Origin of the sequence: Herbidospora cretacea (assembly GCF_001570605.1) — a bacterium.
Classification (GTDB): domain Bacteria; phylum Actinomycetota; class Actinomycetes; order Streptosporangiales; family Streptosporangiaceae; genus Herbidospora; species Herbidospora cretacea.
Window position 1 is genome coordinate 158,255 of sequence record NZ_BBXG01000004.1, and the last position, 17,084, is coordinate 175,338.

Here is a 17,084-nt window from a genome sequence, read left to right on the forward strand (position 1 = left end):
GATATTTCGGAAATGTCGTCACTCGTGGGCGTGGATCTGGTCGACCGCCTCGGTGACCGTCTCGACATAGGGCACCTCGGGCGGCACCGGCGGGCGGCGTACCATCACGACCGGGATCCCCAGTTCACGGGCGGCCCGCAGCTTGGCGCGGGTCAGCTCCCCGCCGCTGTCCTTGGTCACCAGGGTGTCGATGCGGTGCTCCCGCATCAGCGCGATCTCCCCTTCGAGCGTGTACGGCCCCCGCGACAGGACGACCTCCATCGCCACCGGATCCTCCGGCGGATCGACCGACCGCGCCAGGAACCACACCCCCGGGACGCCGTCGAACAGCGGCAGGCTGCGCCGCCCGGTCGTCAGGAACACCCGCCTCCCCAGCAGCGACCGGGCCGCCTCCTCCAGCGACGACACCCACCGCCAGTCGTCTCCCGGCTCCTGCGCCCACCCCGGACGCCGCAGCCCGACCAGCGGGATCCCCGTCATCGCCGCCGCCTCAGCCGCCGCCTCGGACATCCGGGCCGCGAACGGATGGGTCGCGTCGACGACCACGTCGACCGGGTGCTCCCAGAGCCACCGGGCCAGCCCGAGCGAGCCGCCGAACCCCCCGATGACCACGGCCCCCACCGGCAGCCGGGGCTCCTTCACCCGGCCCGCCAGCGAGGTCACCACCACGTTCTCGGGATGCAGCCGGGCCGCCAGCTCACGCGCCTCGGCCGTCCCCCCGAGGATGAAGACGCGCTTCATGCCGGATAGCGCCGGGGCGTGAACACCACGCCATCGGCCACCCGGGTCGTCGACGAGCCGATGATCAGCAGGCAGCGCATGTCGACCTCCGCCGGGTCGAGGTCGCCCAGAGTCGTCACCACGATCCTCTCCTGAGGGGTCCCCACCGCCCGCCCGATGACGACGGGCGTCTCCGCCGGGCGGTGTTCCAGCAGCAGGTCCCGCGCCACCCCGACCTGCCAGGTCCGGGTCTTGGACGCCGGGTTGTAGATCGCGAGCACCAGGTCGGCGGCGGCCGCGGCGGAGATCCGCCGGGCGACCACGTCCCACGGCTTGAGCTGGTCCGACAGCGACACCACACAATAGTCGTGCCCCAGCGGGGCGCCGACCCGGGCCGCCACGGCGTGGGCCGCGGTCAGGCCGGGCACCACCCGCACCGGGACCTGCCTGAACCGCTCCTGGGTGGCCGCCTCCAGCACGGCCGAGGCCATCGCGAACACGCCCGGGTCGCCCGAGGACACCACCGCCACCCGCGACCCGGCGAGCGCCAGGGACAGGGCGTGCTCGGCGCGCTCGGCCTCGACGCGGTTGTCGGTGGCGTGCCGCTTCTGGCGCGGGTTGGGCGGGACGCGGTCGAGGTAGGGGCCGTAGCCGACGAGCTCGTCGGCGGTGGCCAGGGCGTCCTGGGCCTCGGGGGTCAGCCAGAACCGTCCGGCCGGGCCGAGGCCGACGACGGCCACCTCGCCGGGGCCGTCGTGGCGGGGGCGCTCGGGCAGCGGGAGCGGGGCGCCGACGGGGGAGGGCAGCAGGGCGAGGGAGAAGTAGGGGACCGACTCGGGGTCGACGTCGCGCAGGGGCGCGAGGCGCTGCGCGCCGGTGGTGGCGCGTTCGACGTACCAGGCCTCGTCGAGGCGGCCCGCCTCCTCCAGGGCGGCGCGGACCTTGGCGAAGGTCCGGCCCAGCTTCATGATCGCGACCGGGCCCGCGCCGATGCGGGCCGCCAGTTCGTCCTGCGGGAGGGTGCCGGGCAGCACGGTCAGCGTCTCGTCGCGTTCGACCAGCGGGCGGCCCAGCGCCGCCGCCGCGCCGCTGATCGACGTCACGCCCGGGACCACCTCGGTCGGGTAGCTCGCGGCCAGGCGCTTGTGCAGGTGCATGTAGGAGCCGTAGAACAGCGGGTCGCCCTCGCACAGCACCACCACGTCGCGGCCCGCGTCCAGATGGGCGGCGAGCCGGGTGGCGCAGGTGGCGTAGAACTCGTCGAGGGCGCCCTGGTAGCCGCCCGGGTGGTCGGTCGTCTCGGTCGTGACCGGGTAGACCAGCGCCTCCTCGATCTGGCCCTCGCGCAGGTAGGGGGCGGCGACCGAGCGGGCGATGCTGCGGCCGTGCCGGGCGCTGTGGTAGGCGATCACCCCGGCCTCGCCGAGCAGCCGGGCCGCCTTCACGGTCACCAGTTCGGGGTCGCCGGGGCCGAGGCCCACGCCGTAGAGCGTTCCGGTCATCATTCCTCGTCACTGGCGATGGCGTTGAGCGCCGCCGCCGTCATCGCGCTGCCGCCACGGCGACCGCGAACCACCAGAAACTCCAGGTCGGAGGCGGCCAGCGCGTCCTTCGACTCGGCCGCGCCGATGAACCCCACCGGGATCCCGATCACCGCCGCCGGTCGCGGCGCGCCATCGGCGACCATCTCCAGCAGCCGGAACAGCGCCGTCGGCGCGTTCCCGACCGCGACCACCGCGCCGCCCATCCGGTCGCGCCACAGCTCCAGCGCCGCCGCGCTGCGGGTGGTCCCGAGCTCCGCCGCCAGCGCCGGGACCCGCGGGTCCGCGAGGGTGCACAGAACCTCGTTCCGGTACGGCAACCGCTTCCGCGTCACCCCCGCCGCGACCATGTTCGCGTCGCAGAGGATGGGCGCGCCCGCGTCCAGCGCCTTCCGGGCCGCCGCGACCACCCCGCCCGACCAGGCCATGTCGCCCGGCAGATCGGTCATGCCGCAGGCGTGGATCATGCGGACCGCGACCCGCGCCACGTCGGGCGGCATGGCCGACAGGTCGGCCTCGGCGCGGATGGTGGCGAAGGACTGGCGGTAGATCTCCGCGCCGTCCTTGATGTAGGTCACGATGCACTCCGCTGGTAGCCGGTGGGGGTGGCGATCAGGTCCACGACCTCGCCCCGGGGCCGGCCGCACTTCCGCGCGCAGCCGGACCAGTGGACGGGGACGCCGATGGGCCGCGCGTCCCGCTGGACGTCGCTCAGCGACTTCGCGCAGCCGGGGGAGCCGGTGCAGGCGGTGACGTGCAGCCAGGGACTCTCCGGGTCGGTGATCAGCCCCTCGGGCAGGCGGGTGCCCTTCGGGACCAGCACGGTGCGCCACGGGGTGATCCGCAGCCACTCGGCCTCCGCCAGGACCATCGCCTGCCGTGTAGTCAGGCGGCCCAGGGGGACCAGCGCGCCGGTCGTCTCACCGAAGTCGCCGACGTAACCGCTGGTCCGGGGCTGCGGCAGGTTCGCGGGGACGCCGGGGAAAGCGCCCTCGGGGATGCGCCACGCGCCGTCGGAGACCCTCAGGAAGGTCTGCGCGACCTGGACCGCCTCGTGGATCGCCTCGGCGGGCGGTAGCCGTAACCGGAGGTCGGTGGTTGCGGCGAAGACGGCGAAGTGCTCACCGCGGGACATCAGCACCACGTCGGCGCCGAGACCCGCCACGTCCCCCGAGCCGTCGTCGACCGCGAACAGGAACCGCCCGGACAGCTCGGCGAGCTCCGGCACGGCGCAGATCGCCGCGTCGAGGTCCCGCACCATCCCCCGGAACGCGGCCGAGCCGGACAGCGGTGAGGCGACGATGTTGCGCACCCGCTCGTGCGACGCCGACGGCAGCAGCCCCGCCGCCGCGACCGCCGCCGCGAACCCCGCCGGGTCCTTGACGCCTCTGACCTGGACGTTCGCCCGTGACGTCAGCTCCAGCACCCCACCACCGGCGGTCGCCAGCACCGCCAGCTGCGCCCCCGTCAGGTCGCCCCCGGGCAGCCGCACCCGGGCGAGCGGCCCGTCGGCGGCGGGGTGGACCTGTAACGCGCCGGGACAGGCGTCACGCGAGGAATGTCCGGTAATGGCCACGTCGAGGATGGTAAAGCCCCCCGTGGGTCTTGCAAGCCGGGGGAGTCCCGTAGTCTCATCGGGCGACGGCACAAACGAGGAAGCCGGTGTGAATCCGGCGCGGTCCCGCCACTGTCACCGGGGAGCGAACCCCACCGACGGCCACTGTCACAGGGAAGGCCGGGGTGAGCCCTGATCCGGGAGCCAGGAGACTCGGCCGTCACCTGGACACACGACCCGGGGCGCGGACCCCGAGGGAGGGCCTCGCCATGATCGTTTTGCTGTCCACATCGGACACCGACCTCCTGAGCGCCCGCGCGAGCGGCGCCCCCTACCGCCTGGCGAACCCCTCCCGGACCCCCGACCCGACGTCGTTACTCGCCGACGCCGACGTGATCGTCATCCGCCTGCTGGGCGGCCGCCGCGCCTACGAAGAGGGCCTGGACCTCCTCCTGGGCAGCGGGAAGCCCGTGGTCGTGCTGGGCGGGGAACAGGCCCCCGACGCCGAGCTGATGGAACTCTCGACGGTCCCGAGCGGGGTGTGCGCCGAGGCCCACGCCTACCTGGCCCACGGCGGCCCGTCGAACCTGGCCGAACTGCACCACTTCCTCAGCGACACGCTGCTCCTGACCGGCCACGGCTTCGCCCCACCGGCCGCCCTGCCGTCATGGGGCCTCGGCGCTTGGAGAGACGCGGATGCGGACGCCGCCGAGCCGAGCGCTCCGCGCGGTCCGGAAATCTCCGGACATGCGACGCCGGTCGTCGGGATCCTCTACTACCGGGCCCACCACGTCGCCGGCAACACCGCTTTCATCCGGACCCTGTCCGAAGCCATCCGCGACAAAGGCGGCCGCCCGCTCCCGGTCTACTGCGCCTCGCTCCGCACCGCCGAGCCCGGCCTGATCGACACACTGCGGCAGTGCGACGCCCTGATCGTCACGGTGCTGGCGGCGGGCGGCACCCGGCCCGCGGCCGCGCAGGCGGGCGGCGAGGACGAGGCGTGGGACGTCGGCGCCCTCGCCGACCTGGACATCCCGATCCTCCAGGGCCTCTGCCTGACCACCGACCGCGCCACCTGGGAGGCCGCCGACGACGGGCTGTCCCCGCTCGACGCCGCGTCCCAGATCGCCATCCCCGAGTTCGACGGCCGGATCATCACGGTCCCGTTCTCGTTCAAGGAGATCGACCCCGACGGCCTGACCGTCTACGCCGCCGACCCCGAACGCGCCGCCCGGGTGGCCGGGGTCGCGGTCCGGCACGCCCGCCTGCGCCACATCCCGGTCGCCGAACGCCGGGTGGCGATCATGCTGTCGGCCTACCCGACCAAGCACTCCCGCATCGGCAACGCCGTCGGCCTCGACACCCCGCGCAGCGTGGTCCGGCTGCTCAGGGCCATGGGCGAGGCCGGATACCAGGTCGGCGACTTCCCCGGCGTGGCCGCCCAGGACGGCGACGCCCTCATCCACGCCCTGATCGCGGCGGGCGGCCAGGACCCCGACTGGCTCACCGACGAGCAGCTCGCCGGCAACCCGGTCCGCATCCACAAGGACGTCTACAAGGCCCACTTCGACACCCTCCCGGAAGACCTCCGCGAGGCGATGGAGCGCCACTGGGGCCCCGCCCCGGGCGAGCTGTTCGTCGACGGCGACGACATCGTGCTGGCCGCCCTCCAGGACGGCAACGTCGTCGTCATGGTCCAGCCGCCGCGCGGCTTCGGCGAGAACCCGATCGCCATCTACCACGACCCCGACCTGCCGCCGAGCCACCACTTCCTGGCCGCCTACCACTGGCTCTCGCAGCGCTACGACGCCGTCGTCCACGTCGGCAAGCACGGCAACCTCGAATGGCTCCCCGGCAAGTCGGCCGGCCTGTCGGCCGCCTGCGGCCCCGACGCCGCCCTCGGCGACCTCCCGCTGATCTACCCCTTCCTCGTGAACGACCCGGGCGAGGGCACCCAGGCCAAACGCCGCGCCCACGCCACCCTGGTCGACCACCTCGTGCCGCCGATGGCCCGCGCCGACACCTACGGCGACATGGCCCGCCTGGAGCAGCTCCTCGACGAGCACGCCTCCATCGCGGCCATGGACCCGGCCAAGCTCCCGGCGGTCCGCGCCCAGATCTGGACGCTCATCCAGGCCGCCCGCCTCGACCACGACCTCGGCCTCGACGACCGCCCCCACGACGCCGAGTTCGACGACTTCCTGCTGCACGTCGACGGCTGGCTGTGCGAGGTCAAGGACGTCCAGATCCGCGACGGCCTGCACGTCCTGGGCCAGGCGCCGACCGGAGAACCCCGCGTCGACCTGGTCCTGGCGATCCTGCGCGCCCGCCAGATGTGGGCCGGCGACCAGGCCCTCCCCGGCCTGCGGGAGGCCCTGGGCCTGACCGAGCACGGCGACGCGCGCGCCGACGTGGACGAGGTCGAGGCGGAGGCCCGCTCCCTGGTGTCCGCGATGGAGGCCGCGGGCTGGGATCCGGAGAGAGCAGACGATCTCCACGAAACCGCTCAGGTCCGGCAGATCCTGAGATTCGCCGCCTCCGAGATCGTCCCCCGCCTCGACGGCACCGCCGACGAGATCACCAACGTCCTGCACGCCCTGGAGGGCGGCTACATCCCCGCCGGGCCGAGCGGTTCGCCGCTGCGCGGCCTGGTCAACGTGCTGCCGACCGGCCGCAACTTCTACTCCGTCGACCCCAAGGCGGTGCCCAGCCGCCTGGCCTGGGAGACCGGCCAGGCGATGGCCGAGTCGCTGGTCGAGCGCTACCGGGCCGACACGGGGGAGTGGCCCCGCTCGGTCGGCCTGTCCATCTGGGGCACCAGCGCCATGCGCACCTCCGGCGACGACATCGCCGAGGTGCTCGCCCTGCTGGGCGTCCGCCCGGTCTGGGACGACGCCTCCCGCCGGGTGACCGGCCTGGAGGTCGTCCCCGCCGCCGAACTCGGCCGCCCCCGGGTGGACGTCACCGTCCGCATCAGCGGCTTCTTCCGCGACGCCTTCCCCCACGTGGTGGCGCTGATGGACGACGCGGTCAGGCTGGTGGCCGACCTGGACGAGGAGGGCAACTACGTCCGCGACCACGTCCAGGCCGACGGGTCGACGCTGCGCATCTTCGGATCGGCCCCGGGCGCCTACGGCGCGGGCCTGCTGCCCCTGATCGACAGCCGCAGCTGGCGCGACGACCGCGACCTCGCGGAGGTCTACGCCGTCTGGGGCGGCTTCGCCTACGGCCGGGGGATCGACGGCGTCCCGGCCCGGGATGACATGGAGGCGGCGTACAGGAGGATCAACATCGCGGCCAAGAACGTCGACACCCGCGAGCACGACATCGCCGACTCCGACGACTACTTCCAGTACCACGGCGGCATGATCGCCACCGTCCGCGCCCTCACCGGCCGCGACCCGAAGGCCTACATCGGCGACTCCACCCGCCCCGAGGCGGTGCGCACCCGCAGCCTCACCGAGGAGACCAGCCGCATCTTCCGCGCCCGCGTGGTCAACCCGCGCTGGCTGGCCGCGATGCGCCGCCACGGCTACAAGGGCGCCTTCGAACTGGCCGCCACGGTCGACTACCTGTTCGGCTACGACGCCACCACCGGCGTGGTCGCCGACTGGATGTACGACAAGATCGCCGCCACCTACGTCCTCGACGAGGAGAACCGCAAGTTCCTCAGCGAGTCGAACCCCTGGGCCCTGCACGGCATCGCCGAACGCCTGCTCGAAGCGGCCGGACGCGGCATGTGGGCCGAGCCCGACCCCGAGATCATGGCCGCCCTCCAGCAGGCGTTCCTGGACTCCGAGGGCGACCTGGAAGCCACCTCGTGAATCACATTGTGAATCACATCGTGAATCACATCGTGAAGGCGTCGGGCGGCAGGTAGTCGGCCCGCCGCCCCGGCGTCGCCGCCGCGATGCCCTCGCGGTGCAGCACCCCCGCCAGCAGCATCGAGACGTCCTTGCCCGCCAGGCGGTCGCGGGCCCGGCGGCGCAGCAGCCCCTCCAGCACCGGCCGCAGCCCGCCCGCCTTCGAGGGCGGATCGGGGTCGCGGGCCGTGGTCAGCCCGAGCACGGTGGCACCCGTGGCGGGGAAGGGCGGGCGGCCCTCGACGGCGGCGTAGATCGTCGCGCCCACCGACCACAGGTCGGCGGCCGGGCTGGCCGGGCCGCCGCTCATCCGCTCGGGCGCGATGTAGTCGACCGAGCGGGCGGCCCGCGCGGTCGACTCGGACTCCAGCGCGGAGATGCCGAAGTCGGTCAGCACCACCCGGTCGCCGGTCAGCAGCACGTTGCCCGGCTTGATGTCGCCGTGGACGACCCCGGCGTCGTGGGCGTGGCGCACCCCGGCCAGCAGCTGGTAGCCGATCCACGCCGACCAGTGGACCGGCAGCGAGCCCAGATGCTCGATGGTCTGCTTGAGGGTCAGGCCTTCAAGGAACTCGGTCACGATCCAGAGGCGGCCGTTCTCCTCCAGCAGGTCGTGGACCGTGATGATCGCCGGGTGGCTCAGCCGGGCCGCCGACCGGGCCTCGTTGAGCGCCTTGCGCCGGGCCAGCTCCATGTCGGGCCGGTCGGTGCGCTGGGGCGGCTGGACTTCCTTGATCGCGACGTCGCGCTTGAGCAGCAGGTCGTGGGCCTGCCACATGATGCCCGAGCTGTCGCGGCGGACCGGGATGGAGAGCTGGTAGCGGGCGCCGAGCAGCGGCGGCCTCGGACGCTGAGGCTTGGCCGGCGGCCCGCCCTTGGCGGACCCGGTGCCTTCATGGTGAGCAGGCGCCGTGTGCTTACCGATCTGAACCAACCACCTGTCTGACCCGAGTCCGAGCTCCCCATGCGCTCAATATTCTGCTGGTCCGGCGGCGGTTTCGCTCCGTATCCGGGAGATCTAGAGCAACCCGATTCCCAGGATGATCGTACCCGCCGCCAGCGATGCCCCGCCCAGCCCGGTCAGCCAGATGAGGCGGTTGGGCCGGGTGTCCTTCGGCCGGACGACCGACAGGAAGAATCCGAGCGGCATCAAGACGGGCGCGGCGACGATGAGCCACTGCGCCAGCGCGCGGAGTCCGGGGGAGAGGTCGGCCTGGTCGAGGTAGATCAGCGACACGAGGGCGAAGAGCACCAGGACCCCCGCGTGGGCGTGTCCGGCACGCCAAAGTCCTCTTCTGACTGGATTGTCCAGATATCCGGGTATACGTCCGAGTATGTGAGCGAGCAGACTGGCCCCACCGAAGGCGACGCCGGAGACCGTGATCAGCAGGATCCCGGCGGTGGTAAGGGTGGAGGGAGACATCCGAGCGAGCCCCGATCTATTGGATAGCGGTACTGTCCGATGATTATTGGATAGTAGGGCTATCCGGTCAACCCCGCCGAAGATCGCACGGCGATTCAGGCGAGTTGTCGGCCGGTTCGGGGAAGATATGGAACAGACACGTCCCCCGAGTGGAGGTATCACCGATGGCGAGCAAGGACACCGGCGGTCAGAAGCAGACCGGCCGGCAGGAGACCGAGACCGAGCAGGTCGAGGAGCAGTCCGGAAGCGACGTCCAGGAGCGCCACGAGAAGCTCAGCGACGACGTCGACTCGATCCTCGACGAGATCGACGAGGTCCTCGAAGAGAACGCCGAGGAGTTCGTCCGGTCCTACGTGCAGAAGGGTGGCGAGTAAAGGGGCCGACGCCCACCTCGCCACGCTCGGCAGACTCACAGACAGCCGTCCTCGTCGCGGCCGCGGGATCCTCCGCGGGCCGCGACGAGTCGTTTGCGCCGAAAAACTCCGATCATGAAACTGGTCCGAAGCTGGTTCGCGGTCAGCTGATCGGGAAGAGTGCAACCAGCGCTGTCACATGAGTAGGGTCGGCGTAAACAACACGACCTAGGAGGGAGTCGCGTGGCATCTCAGCAGGCCTGGATGAACAACCTCTACACCAATACGGGTTCCTCGTCCTTCACCGATTTCCTGCGGGGCTACGCCCCGGAAATGCTGCCGGACGGCCGTGAGGCGCTGCCGGCGCCCGTCGGCGACCAGATCCCCCACGCGACCACCATCGTCGCGGTCACCTGCGCCGGCGGCGTGGTCATGGCCGGCGACCGGCGCGCCACCTCGGGCAACATGATCTCCAACCGGGACATGGAGAAGGTCTTCCGGACCGACGAATACTCCTGCATGGGGATCGCCGGCACCGCCTCGACCGGCATCGAGATGGCCCGCCTCTACCAGGTCGAGCTCGAACACTACGAGAAGCTCGAAGGCCGCTCGCTGTCGACCGACGGCAAGGCCAACCGGCTGGCCACCTTCGTCCGCCAGAACCTGGGCGCGGCGATGCAGGGCCTCGTCGTGGTCCCGATCTTCGCGGCCTACGACGAGCGGATCGACGGCGGCCGCATCTTCGGCTACGACGTCGGCGGCGGCCCCTACGAACACCAGCTCTACCACTCGATCGGGTCCGGTTCGATCTTCGCGCGCGGCTCCCTCAAGAAGCTCTACCGCGAGAACGCCGCCCCCGACGAGGCCGTCCTCACCTGCCTTCAGGCGCTCTACGACGCGGCCGACGACGACTCGGCGACGGGTGGTCCCGACGTGACCCGCCGGATCTGGCCGGTCGTGGTGGTCATCACCGCCGACGGCTACCGCCGTCTCCCCGACGAGGAGATCGCGACCCTGGTCGAGTCGCTGCTCGCGGGCCGTATGACCGACCCCGACGGGCCGACCGCCCCGCTGCGCTAGAAAGGAACCCACAGGTGTCCATGCCGTTCCCATACGCGTCGCCTGAGCAGATCATGCGCGACCGCGCGGAATACGCGCGGAAAGGCATCGCCCGAGGCCGCAGCGTGGTCGTGGTTCAGTACGCCGACGGCATCCTGCTGGTGGCCCCGAACCCGTCCAAGGCGCTTCACAAGATCAGCGAGATCTACGACCGCATCGGCTTCGCCGCCGTCGGCCGCTACAACGAGTTCGAGACCCTGCGCCAGGCCGGCATCCGCTACGCCGACGTCAACGGCTACAACTACAACCGCAAGGACGTCACCGCCCGCGCCCTGGCCAACGTCTACGCCAGCCAGCTCGGCATGATCTTCACCGACTCGATCAAGGCCCTCGAGGTCGAGATCGTCGTCGCCGAGGTCGGCGAGACGGCCGAGCAGGACCAGATCTACCGGCTCACCTTCGACGGCTCGGTCTTCGACGAGCAGGGCATGGCCGTCATCGGCGGCCAGTCCGACACCGTCGCGACCCGCCTGAAGGAGCGCTACCGCGTGGGCGCCCCCCTGGCCGAGGCCCTCGACGCGGCCCTCACCGCGCTGACCGAGCCGGGCGGCGAACGCCCCGGCGCCGGCCAGCTGGAGGTGGCCGTCCTCGACCGCAACCGCGAACACCGCAAGTTCCTGCGCCTCAGCGGCCCCCGCCTGGAGCGCCTCCTCGCCGACGCCACCCCCGCAGCCACCCCCGAGAGCCCGCCGGCCACCCCCGAGGGCGGCCGCAAGCCCCCGCCGACCGCGCCCGAGGGCGACATCGACACCGGTTCCGAACCGCCGCTCTAGAGACACCGACGCCTCACGGGGCCGCCCGCCGCACACCGGCAGGCGGCCCCGTGGCGTGTGAAGGGCCTTTCCTCCGTTACGCCTCCGGAATGGCCGGCCACCCGACCGCACCAGGGAGGCAAAGCCGAGATTGCCCGCTGTTTCGGCTGCGTTGCCACTGTCGCCACTACGTTCGGGAAGAACGGCACCCACGGGGAGGAGGCGTCATGACGCGCGCGACTCCGGTCGGACGATGTCCGCTGAACGGCCGGTGACGCCGACGGCCACGCCGCCCGCCCGGGAGCTCGGCGACCGTCCGGCGATCAGCCATCCCGACGCGCTCAGCCCCGCCGCGCTGGCGGACGCCGTCGCGGGTCAGCCCCGGCGTGGGCTGATCGGCCTGCTCTTCGTCGTCCCGCTCGCCGTGCTGCTGGCGATCGGCGCGAACGGGGCCGTGCACTCGCTGCTCGTGCTCGGGCCGATCATCACCTTCGCCCTGCCGGTCCTCGCGATGATCGCGTTCTGGTGGGAGGACTGGCCGGGCGTGATGTTCCTGCGCCAGTGGTCGGGCCTGTACGACACCGTGATCGTCGTGGCCGGCGGGGTGGTGCTGACCGTGGCGAGACAGTTCGTCGTCAACGGGCCGGAACTGGTCGGTGTCTTCGCGCCGGGTCCCGCCCACATCGGCACCTATCCGGCCACGGTGCACCTGTGCGGCTGCATCTTCACGATCATGCTGCAACTGACCCTGGTCTGCGAACGCCGGCCGCTCGACCGGTTCGGCCGGATCCCCTCCGGCCTGGTCGCGCTGGCCCTGAGCTGGGCGCTCGGGCTGGCCGCCTGGCTGGTCGTGGTGCGCTCGCTGGGGGTCCCGGGGGCGGAGTACGCCGCCTTCTTCGTGTCGATCGGCCTCTGGCAGATGATCTTCTACACGGCTGTGCGCGGCTGGCCCTTCGCCCGGATCGCCCGGAGGGGGACCCGGCTCCTTGGTGGCCAACGTGACCGTGATCGCCTGCGGATGGGCCGCCTACTGGCTCGCCTCCGCCCTCCTCGGCTGGCCGGGGGGCCGCATCACCGCCGTGGCGGGCACCGGCATCAGCTGCGTCCTGGTGGTGGCCCTGCTGTTCGAATGGTGGCCGGCCATCCGGGTGACCCGGAACCTCGCCGTGAGCCGGACGATCTCCCTGTCCATCGCCGCGACTCTGGCCGTGCTCCTGGCGTGGTCGCTGCCGCTGCTGGCCCGCGCGCTAGGGGTGCCGCCCGAGCACGAGTGGGGGTGGCTCAGCCACGTCACCCTGAACGCCCTGAGCACAGCGGTGCTCCTGCACGTCGCGGTGTGGCGGCGATGGCCGGCCCGTGCCGATATCTGACCCGGCCATAAGTCAGGTTTCGCTAGGCTCGTCCCGCTATGACGATCACATTCCGGCGGGCCCTCGTGGCCTTGGCCGTCCTCCCGCTCGCTGCCTGTTCCTCCACTCCCGAGGCGGCCGCGCCCGCCCCGGCGGTCACCGTCACGGTCACCGAGACGGCGACCCCCGCCGCCCCGGTGGCCAGCGCCACCCCCGAGGCCGTGCCCACGGAGACGGCGGCCCCGGCCCAGACGCCCCAGGTGAGCGCCGACGTCGACAAGGAGGACCCGATCTCGGGCCGGATCCCGAAGATCAAGGCCGCCAAGTTCCAGTACGACGAGGGGCACGACTTCAGCCAGGTCACGCCGAGCGCCGACGGCGTGCTGCGCGGCCGGCTCATCTCGTGGGGCGACGGCGAGGCCCGGTACGTCCCGGTCCGCTACGCGGGCGGCGACTTCGTCGGCCCCGAGGGCGGGATGACCTACGCCGCCCCGATCGCCCAGAGCGTGCAGTTCCTCAGCGCGGTCGGCTGCAAGGGCGACGACCAGACGATCAACTCCGCGTCCCTGGGCACCGAGCCGTGCCCGCGCGCCCGGCTGATCGAGCTCGCCGGGCAGGGGGAGCCCACCGCGCTCATCACCGTGAAGAGTGGCCAGATCGTGAAGGTCGTCCAGATCTATTACTGACGTTCGCGGGGAATGAGACGACCATGAGTTTCCTACCGCACACGACGGATCTGGGAATAGGGTGAGGTGATGGATCGTCGCATCTTCGGGCTGGAGAACGAGTACGGCGTCACCTGCACATTCCGGGGCCAGCGCAGGCTGTCCCCCGACGAGGTGGCCCGCTACCTGTTCCGGCGAGTGGTGTCCTGGGGCCGATCGAGCAACGTCTTCCTCCGCAACGGCGCGCGTCTCTACCTCGACGTCGGCAGCCATCCTGAATACGCCACCCCCGAGTGCGACAACGTCGTGGAGCTGGTCACCCATGACAAGGCGGGCGAGCGCATTCTCGAGGGACTCCTCGTCGACGCCGAGAAGCGCCTCCGCGAAGAAGGCATCGCGGGGGACATCTACCTCTTCAAGAACAACACCGACTCCGCGGGCAACTCCTACGGCTGCCACGAGAACTACCTCGTCGGCCGCCACGGCGAGTTCGGCCGCCTGGCCGACGTCCTGATCCCCTACCTGGTCACCCGGCAGATCATCTGCGGGGCCGGCAAGGTGCTGCAGACCCCGCGCGGCGCCGTCTACTGCGTCTCCCAGCGGGCCGAGCACATCTGGGAGGGCGTGTCGTCGGCGACGACGCGCAGCCGCCCCATCATCAACACCCGCGACGAACCCCACGCCGACGCCGAGCGCTTCCGCCGGCTCCACGTCATCGTGGGCGACTCCAACATGAGCGAGACGACCATGCTCCTCAAGGTCGGCGCCACCGACCTGGTGCTGCGCATGATCGAGGCGGGCGTGGTGATGCGCGACCTGTCGCTGGAGAACCCGATCCGGGCCATCCGCGAGGTCTCCCACGACATGACCGGCCGCCGCCGGGTGAGGCTGGCCAACGGCCGCGAGGCCTCCTCGCTGGAGATCCAGCAGGAATACCTCGGCAAGGCCAAGGACTTCGTCGACCGCCGCGGCGGCGACGAGATCAGCAAGCGGGTCCTGGAACTCTGGGAGCGCACCCTGCGCGCCGTGGAGACCGGCGACCTCGACCTGGTCTCGCGGGAGATCGACTGGGTCACGAAATACCAGCTGATTGAACGTTACAGAAACAAGTACGATCTCCCGCTCTCCTCACCCCGGGTGGCCCAGCTCGACCTGGCCTACCACGACGTGCACCGCAAGCGGGGCCTGTTCTATCTGCTGCAGAAACGCGGGTCGGTCGAGCGGGTCGCGTCCGACATCAAGATCTTCGAGGCGAAGTCGGTTCCGCCGCAGACCACGCGGGCCCGGCTGCGCGGCGAGTTCATCCGCAAGGCCCAGGAGAAGCGGCGCGACTTCACCGTCGACTGGGTCCACCTCAAGCTCAACGACCAGGCCCAGCGGACCGTCCTCTGCAAGGATCCTTTCCGTAGTGTTGACGAACGGGTCGACAAGCTGATCGCTGGAATGTGATCTCCTTACGTCGAGGAGACGGCGGGTTCGGGTAGTGTGACCCGAACCCGCTGTCATATCCTTGAGGACTTTCACATGCGCCGCCGCACGGCCATCGCCGCCGCCGCTCTTCCTTTGATGCTGACCGCTGTCGCGTGCGGCACCGCTCAGAAGACGGCCACCGGAGCCAGCCCTTCCGCCGCCGCCACGAGCGCCGCACCCAGTGCGGCCGCCTCGTCGGGCGCCGCCGCGGCCGCCCCCGTCGGTCCCGCCGCCGACCCGAAGGACATCAAGGTCGCGGGTGACCCGGGCAGCAAGCCCAGCGTCACCTTCCCGAAGGGCGGTCCGGCGCTGACCTCGTCCGCCCGGGTCATCTCCGAGGGTGACGGCGCCGCCGCCGCCGACGGTGACACGCTGGTCGCGAAGGTCAGCGTCTGGACGTGGGACGGCAAGGAGAACAAGGCCACCGGCTCCGCCTACGACTCGGGCCAGTCGGAGTTCGTGCCGATCAGCCAGCAGCAGATGCCCAAGGCGCTCTACGACGGCCTGCTGGGCAGCAAGCCCGGTGGCCGCGTGCTCGTCGTGGTCGGCAAGGACTCGATCGACCCGGCCGTGGTCGAGCAGGCCAAGACCCAGGGCACCGACTTCACCACCAGTTCCCAGGTCCTGGTCATCGACGTCGTCTCGGCCACCGCCAAGGCCGCCAAGGGCAAGGCCACCGACCCCGGCATCGAGGGTGTCAAGCTGGTCAACCCGGGTGACGACAGCGCCCCGACGCTGACCACCACGACGACGGCCCAGCCGCCGAAGGACCTGACGGTCAAGACCGTCATCAAGGGCGACGGCCCGAAGGTCACCGAGAAGCAGACCGTCATGGTCCACTACACCGGCAAGATCTGGGGCACCGACAAGCAGTTCGACAGCTCCTGGGAGCGCAAGCAGCCGACCTCGTTCGCGCTCGACCAGGTCGTCCCCGGCTGGAAGCAGGGTCTGACCGGCGTCAACGTCGGCAGCCGCGTCGTCATCACCATCCCGCCGGCCCTCGGCTACGGCGAGGCCGGCCAGCCCGACGCCGGCATCAAGGGCACCGACACCCTGGTGTTCGTCGTCGACGTGCTCGGCGCTCTCTAGGAAACCGATGGACGATCTCGCGGCGGTCGCGGCCCTCAACGACCCCGTCCGCCGCGAACTGTACCGATACGTCACCTCGCAGGGCCGCCCGGTCGGGCGCAACGAGGCCGCGGAAGCGGCCGGCGTCGCGCGCCCCCTGGCGGCCTTTCATCTTGACAAGCTTGTCGAGTCGGGCCTCCTGGAGGCCGATTTCGCCCGTCTGACCGAGAAGAAGGGCCCCGGCAGCGGCCGCCCGGCGAAGGTCTACCGCCGGGCCCCGGGGGAGCGCCAGGTGAGCGTGCCCCCGCGCGACTACCGCACCCTGGCCCTGGTCCTGGCCGAGGTCGTCGACCTGCTCGGCGCCGACGAGGTGGCCGAGAAGGCCGCTCACCGCATCGGCGCCCGTCTCGGCGCGGAGAGCGCCGCCACCGGCCTGGCCGACCTGCTCCGGGAGCGCGGCTACGAGCCCTACGACGACGACGGGACGCTGCGCCTGCGCAACTGCCCCTTCCACGTGCTCGCCCAGGAGCAGCCCCTCCTCGTGTGCTCGATGAACCTGTCCCTCTGCCAGGGCCTTCTCGAAGGACGCGGTGACCCGGGCCCGGCCCGGCTCGATCCCCGGCCGGGGGAGTGCTGCGTCGTCTTCCCCCAAGAGGATTCTAAAACAAATCAAAGTTGACATAGAAGACCCGGCTTTGCGACGGTGAGGTCATGCATCTGGCCCAGTTCAACGTCGCGCACATGCGCGCGCCCGTCGACGACCCCCTGCTGACCGAGTTCGTCGCCGCCCTCGAACCCGTGAACACGCTGGCCGACGCCGCGCCGGGCTTCGTCTGGCGCGCCATCGCCAACGAGGACGACCCCGAGGAGACGATCGTCCACGAGTTCGGCGACCATCTGCTGATCAACTTCTCGATCTGGGAGTCGCGCGAGACGCTGTGGAACTTCGTCTACAAGTCGGCCCACCTGGCGGTCCTCCAGCGCCGCCGCGAGTGGTTCCTGCGCGTCGCCGAGCCCTACACGGTGATGTGGTGGGTGGAGGAGGGCGAGATCCCGTCGCTGAAGGAGGGCTGGTCGCGGCTGACCCTGCTGCGCGAGAAGGGCCCGACCCCCGACGCCTTCACCTTCAAGGAGTTCTACGATCCCCACGGGGACAGGGCGTGAAAGCCTTCTTTCCGTTACGGCTCCGCCCACCCCGGCGCCGCC

Annotated in this window: 16 protein-coding genes and 1 riboswitch; of the genes, 10 read left to right on the forward strand and 6 right to left on the reverse strand. The window is 71.4% G+C overall.

Annotation, left to right across the window (positions count from 1 at the left end):
* Positions 1-18: 18 nt before the first annotated feature.
* The 4 genes from AW270_RS08865 to AW270_RS08880 are packed head-to-tail and all read right to left on the reverse strand — an operon-like array spanning position 19 to position 3,837.
* Positions 19-741 carry a cobalt-precorrin-6A reductase gene (locus tag AW270_RS08865; RefSeq protein ID WP_061292706.1) on the reverse strand — a complete coding sequence of 241 codons (723 nt, stop codon included), beginning with the start codon at positions 739-741 and terminating at the stop codon, positions 19-21.
* On the reverse strand, positions 738-2,222 hold the full coding sequence (locus AW270_RS08870; protein WP_061292707.1) for a precorrin-2 C(20)-methyltransferase: 1,485 nt from the start codon (positions 2,220-2,222) through the stop codon (positions 738-740). Before AW270_RS08870 ends, AW270_RS08865 begins: the two co-directional genes overlap by 4 nt.
* Positions 2,222-2,842, reverse strand: coding sequence for a precorrin-8X methylmutase (locus tag AW270_RS08875; RefSeq protein ID WP_157521825.1), 621 nt, complete (start codon positions 2,840-2,842; stop codon positions 2,222-2,224). The genes AW270_RS08870 and AW270_RS08875 overlap by 1 nt, the downstream gene beginning before the upstream one ends.
* Positions 2,836-3,837 (reverse strand): ferredoxin-like domain-containing protein, encoded by a 1,002-nt coding sequence (locus tag AW270_RS08880; protein ID WP_218009129.1) that lies wholly within the window; start codon positions 3,835-3,837, stop codon positions 2,836-2,838. Before AW270_RS08880 ends, AW270_RS08875 begins: the two co-directional genes overlap by 7 nt.
* Before the next feature lie 49 nt (positions 3,838-3,886).
* Positions 3,887-4,052, forward strand: a riboswitch (cobalamin riboswitch).
* Positions 4,053-4,085: 33 nt separating this feature from the next.
* Here AW270_RS08880 and cobN point away from each other — a divergent pair.
* Positions 4,086-7,640, forward strand: coding sequence for a cobaltochelatase subunit CobN (gene cobN / locus AW270_RS08885; protein WP_061292711.1), 3,555 nt, complete (start codon positions 4,086-4,088; stop codon positions 7,638-7,640).
* A 25-nt stretch (positions 7,641-7,665) separates the two neighbouring features.
* Here cobN and AW270_RS08890 read toward each other — a convergent pair whose 3' ends face one another.
* A complete protein-coding gene (locus AW270_RS08890; protein WP_063819146.1) occupies positions 7,666-8,613 on the reverse strand; it encodes a serine/threonine-protein kinase in 948 nt (315 codons plus the stop codon).
* Positions 8,614-8,697: 84 nt separating this feature from the next.
* Positions 8,698-8,931 carry a hypothetical protein gene (locus tag AW270_RS41095; RefSeq protein ID WP_245674633.1) on the reverse strand — a complete coding sequence of 78 codons (234 nt, stop codon included), beginning with the start codon at positions 8,929-8,931 and terminating at the stop codon, positions 8,698-8,700.
* 335 nt (positions 8,932-9,266) lie between these two features.
* On the opposite strand from AW270_RS41095, the gene AW270_RS08900 reads away from it, so the two are divergent.
* From AW270_RS08900 to AW270_RS08940, 9 genes are all read left to right on the forward strand, one after another.
* Positions 9,267-9,476: a ubiquitin-like protein Pup gene (locus AW270_RS08900; protein WP_061292715.1), complete on the forward strand. Its 210-nt coding sequence runs from the start codon at positions 9,267-9,269 to the stop codon at positions 9,474-9,476.
* 243 nt (positions 9,477-9,719) lie between these two features.
* Entirely contained in the window at positions 9,720-10,535 is an 816-nt protein-coding gene (gene prcB, locus AW270_RS08905; RefSeq protein WP_061292717.1) for a proteasome subunit beta, read from the forward strand.
* Positions 10,536-10,555: 20 nt separating this feature from the next.
* Complete coding sequence (prcA, locus tag AW270_RS08910; protein ID WP_061293479.1) at positions 10,556-11,347, forward strand: proteasome subunit alpha; 792 nt, start codon at positions 10,556-10,558, stop codon at positions 11,345-11,347.
* Between the two features lie 232 nt (positions 11,348-11,579).
* Complete coding sequence (locus AW270_RS08915) at positions 11,580-12,707, forward strand: hypothetical protein (RefSeq protein ID WP_218009130.1); 1,128 nt, start codon at positions 11,580-11,582, stop codon at positions 12,705-12,707.
* Positions 12,708-12,734: 27 nt separating this feature from the next.
* Complete coding sequence (locus AW270_RS08920; RefSeq protein ID WP_061292719.1) at positions 12,735-13,361, forward strand: hypothetical protein; 627 nt, start codon at positions 12,735-12,737, stop codon at positions 13,359-13,361.
* 69 nt (positions 13,362-13,430) lie between these two features.
* The gene (pafA, locus tag AW270_RS08925; RefSeq protein ID WP_061292721.1) at positions 13,431-14,789 is read left to right on the forward strand and encodes a Pup--protein ligase; all 1,359 of its coding nucleotides are present in this window, start codon (positions 13,431-13,433) and stop codon (positions 14,787-14,789) included.
* A 75-nt stretch (positions 14,790-14,864) separates the two neighbouring features.
* Positions 14,865-15,899 carry an FKBP-type peptidyl-prolyl cis-trans isomerase gene (locus AW270_RS08930; protein WP_061292723.1) on the forward strand — a complete coding sequence of 345 codons (1,035 nt, stop codon included), beginning with the start codon at positions 14,865-14,867 and terminating at the stop codon, positions 15,897-15,899.
* A gap of 7 nt (positions 15,900-15,906) precedes the next feature.
* Positions 15,907-16,557 carry a helix-turn-helix transcriptional regulator gene (locus AW270_RS08935; RefSeq protein WP_061292725.1) on the forward strand — a complete coding sequence of 217 codons (651 nt, stop codon included), beginning with the start codon at positions 15,907-15,909 and terminating at the stop codon, positions 16,555-16,557.
* Between the two features lie 32 nt (positions 16,558-16,589).
* Positions 16,590-17,042, forward strand: coding sequence for a DUF3291 domain-containing protein (locus tag AW270_RS08940; RefSeq protein WP_061292728.1), 453 nt, complete (start codon positions 16,590-16,592; stop codon positions 17,040-17,042).
* Positions 17,043-17,084 lie beyond the last annotated feature (42 nt).

What these genes read in the sequence shown, in the direction of transcription:
- AW270_RS08915 (WP_218009130.1), top strand. Translation starts at nt 11,580, where the DNA reads ATGTCCGCTGAACGGCCGGTGACGCCGACGGCCACGCCGCCCGCCCGG.
- AW270_RS08900 (WP_061292715.1), top strand. Translation starts at nt 9,267, where the DNA reads ATGGCGAGCAAGGACACCGGCGGTCAGAAGCAGACCGGCCGGCAGGAG.
- pafA (WP_061292721.1), top strand. Translation starts at nt 13,431, where the DNA reads ATGGATCGTCGCATCTTCGGGCTGGAGAACGAGTACGGCGTCACCTGC.
- AW270_RS08865 (WP_061292706.1), bottom strand. Translation starts at nt 741, where the DNA reads ATGAAGCGCGTCTTCATCCTCGGGGGGACGGCCGAGGCGCGTGAGCTG.
- prcA (WP_061293479.1), top strand. Translation starts at nt 10,556, where the DNA reads ATGCCGTTCCCATACGCGTCGCCTGAGCAGATCATGCGCGACCGCGCG.
- AW270_RS08935 (WP_061292725.1), top strand. Translation starts at nt 15,907, where the DNA reads ATGGACGATCTCGCGGCGGTCGCGGCCCTCAACGACCCCGTCCGCCGC.
- prcB (WP_061292717.1), top strand. Translation starts at nt 9,720, where the DNA reads ATGAACAACCTCTACACCAATACGGGTTCCTCGTCCTTCACCGATTTC.
- AW270_RS08930 (WP_061292723.1), top strand. Translation starts at nt 14,865, where the DNA reads ATGCGCCGCCGCACGGCCATCGCCGCCGCCGCTCTTCCTTTGATGCTG.
- AW270_RS08870 (WP_061292707.1), bottom strand. Translation starts at nt 2,222, where the DNA reads ATGACCGGAACGCTCTACGGCGTGGGCCTCGGCCCCGGCGACCCCGAA.
- AW270_RS08920 (WP_061292719.1), top strand. Translation starts at nt 12,735, where the DNA reads ATGACGATCACATTCCGGCGGGCCCTCGTGGCCTTGGCCGTCCTCCCG.
- cobN (WP_061292711.1), top strand. Translation starts at nt 4,086, where the DNA reads ATGATCGTTTTGCTGTCCACATCGGACACCGACCTCCTGAGCGCCCGC.
- AW270_RS08940 (WP_061292728.1), top strand. Translation starts at nt 16,590, where the DNA reads ATGCATCTGGCCCAGTTCAACGTCGCGCACATGCGCGCGCCCGTCGAC.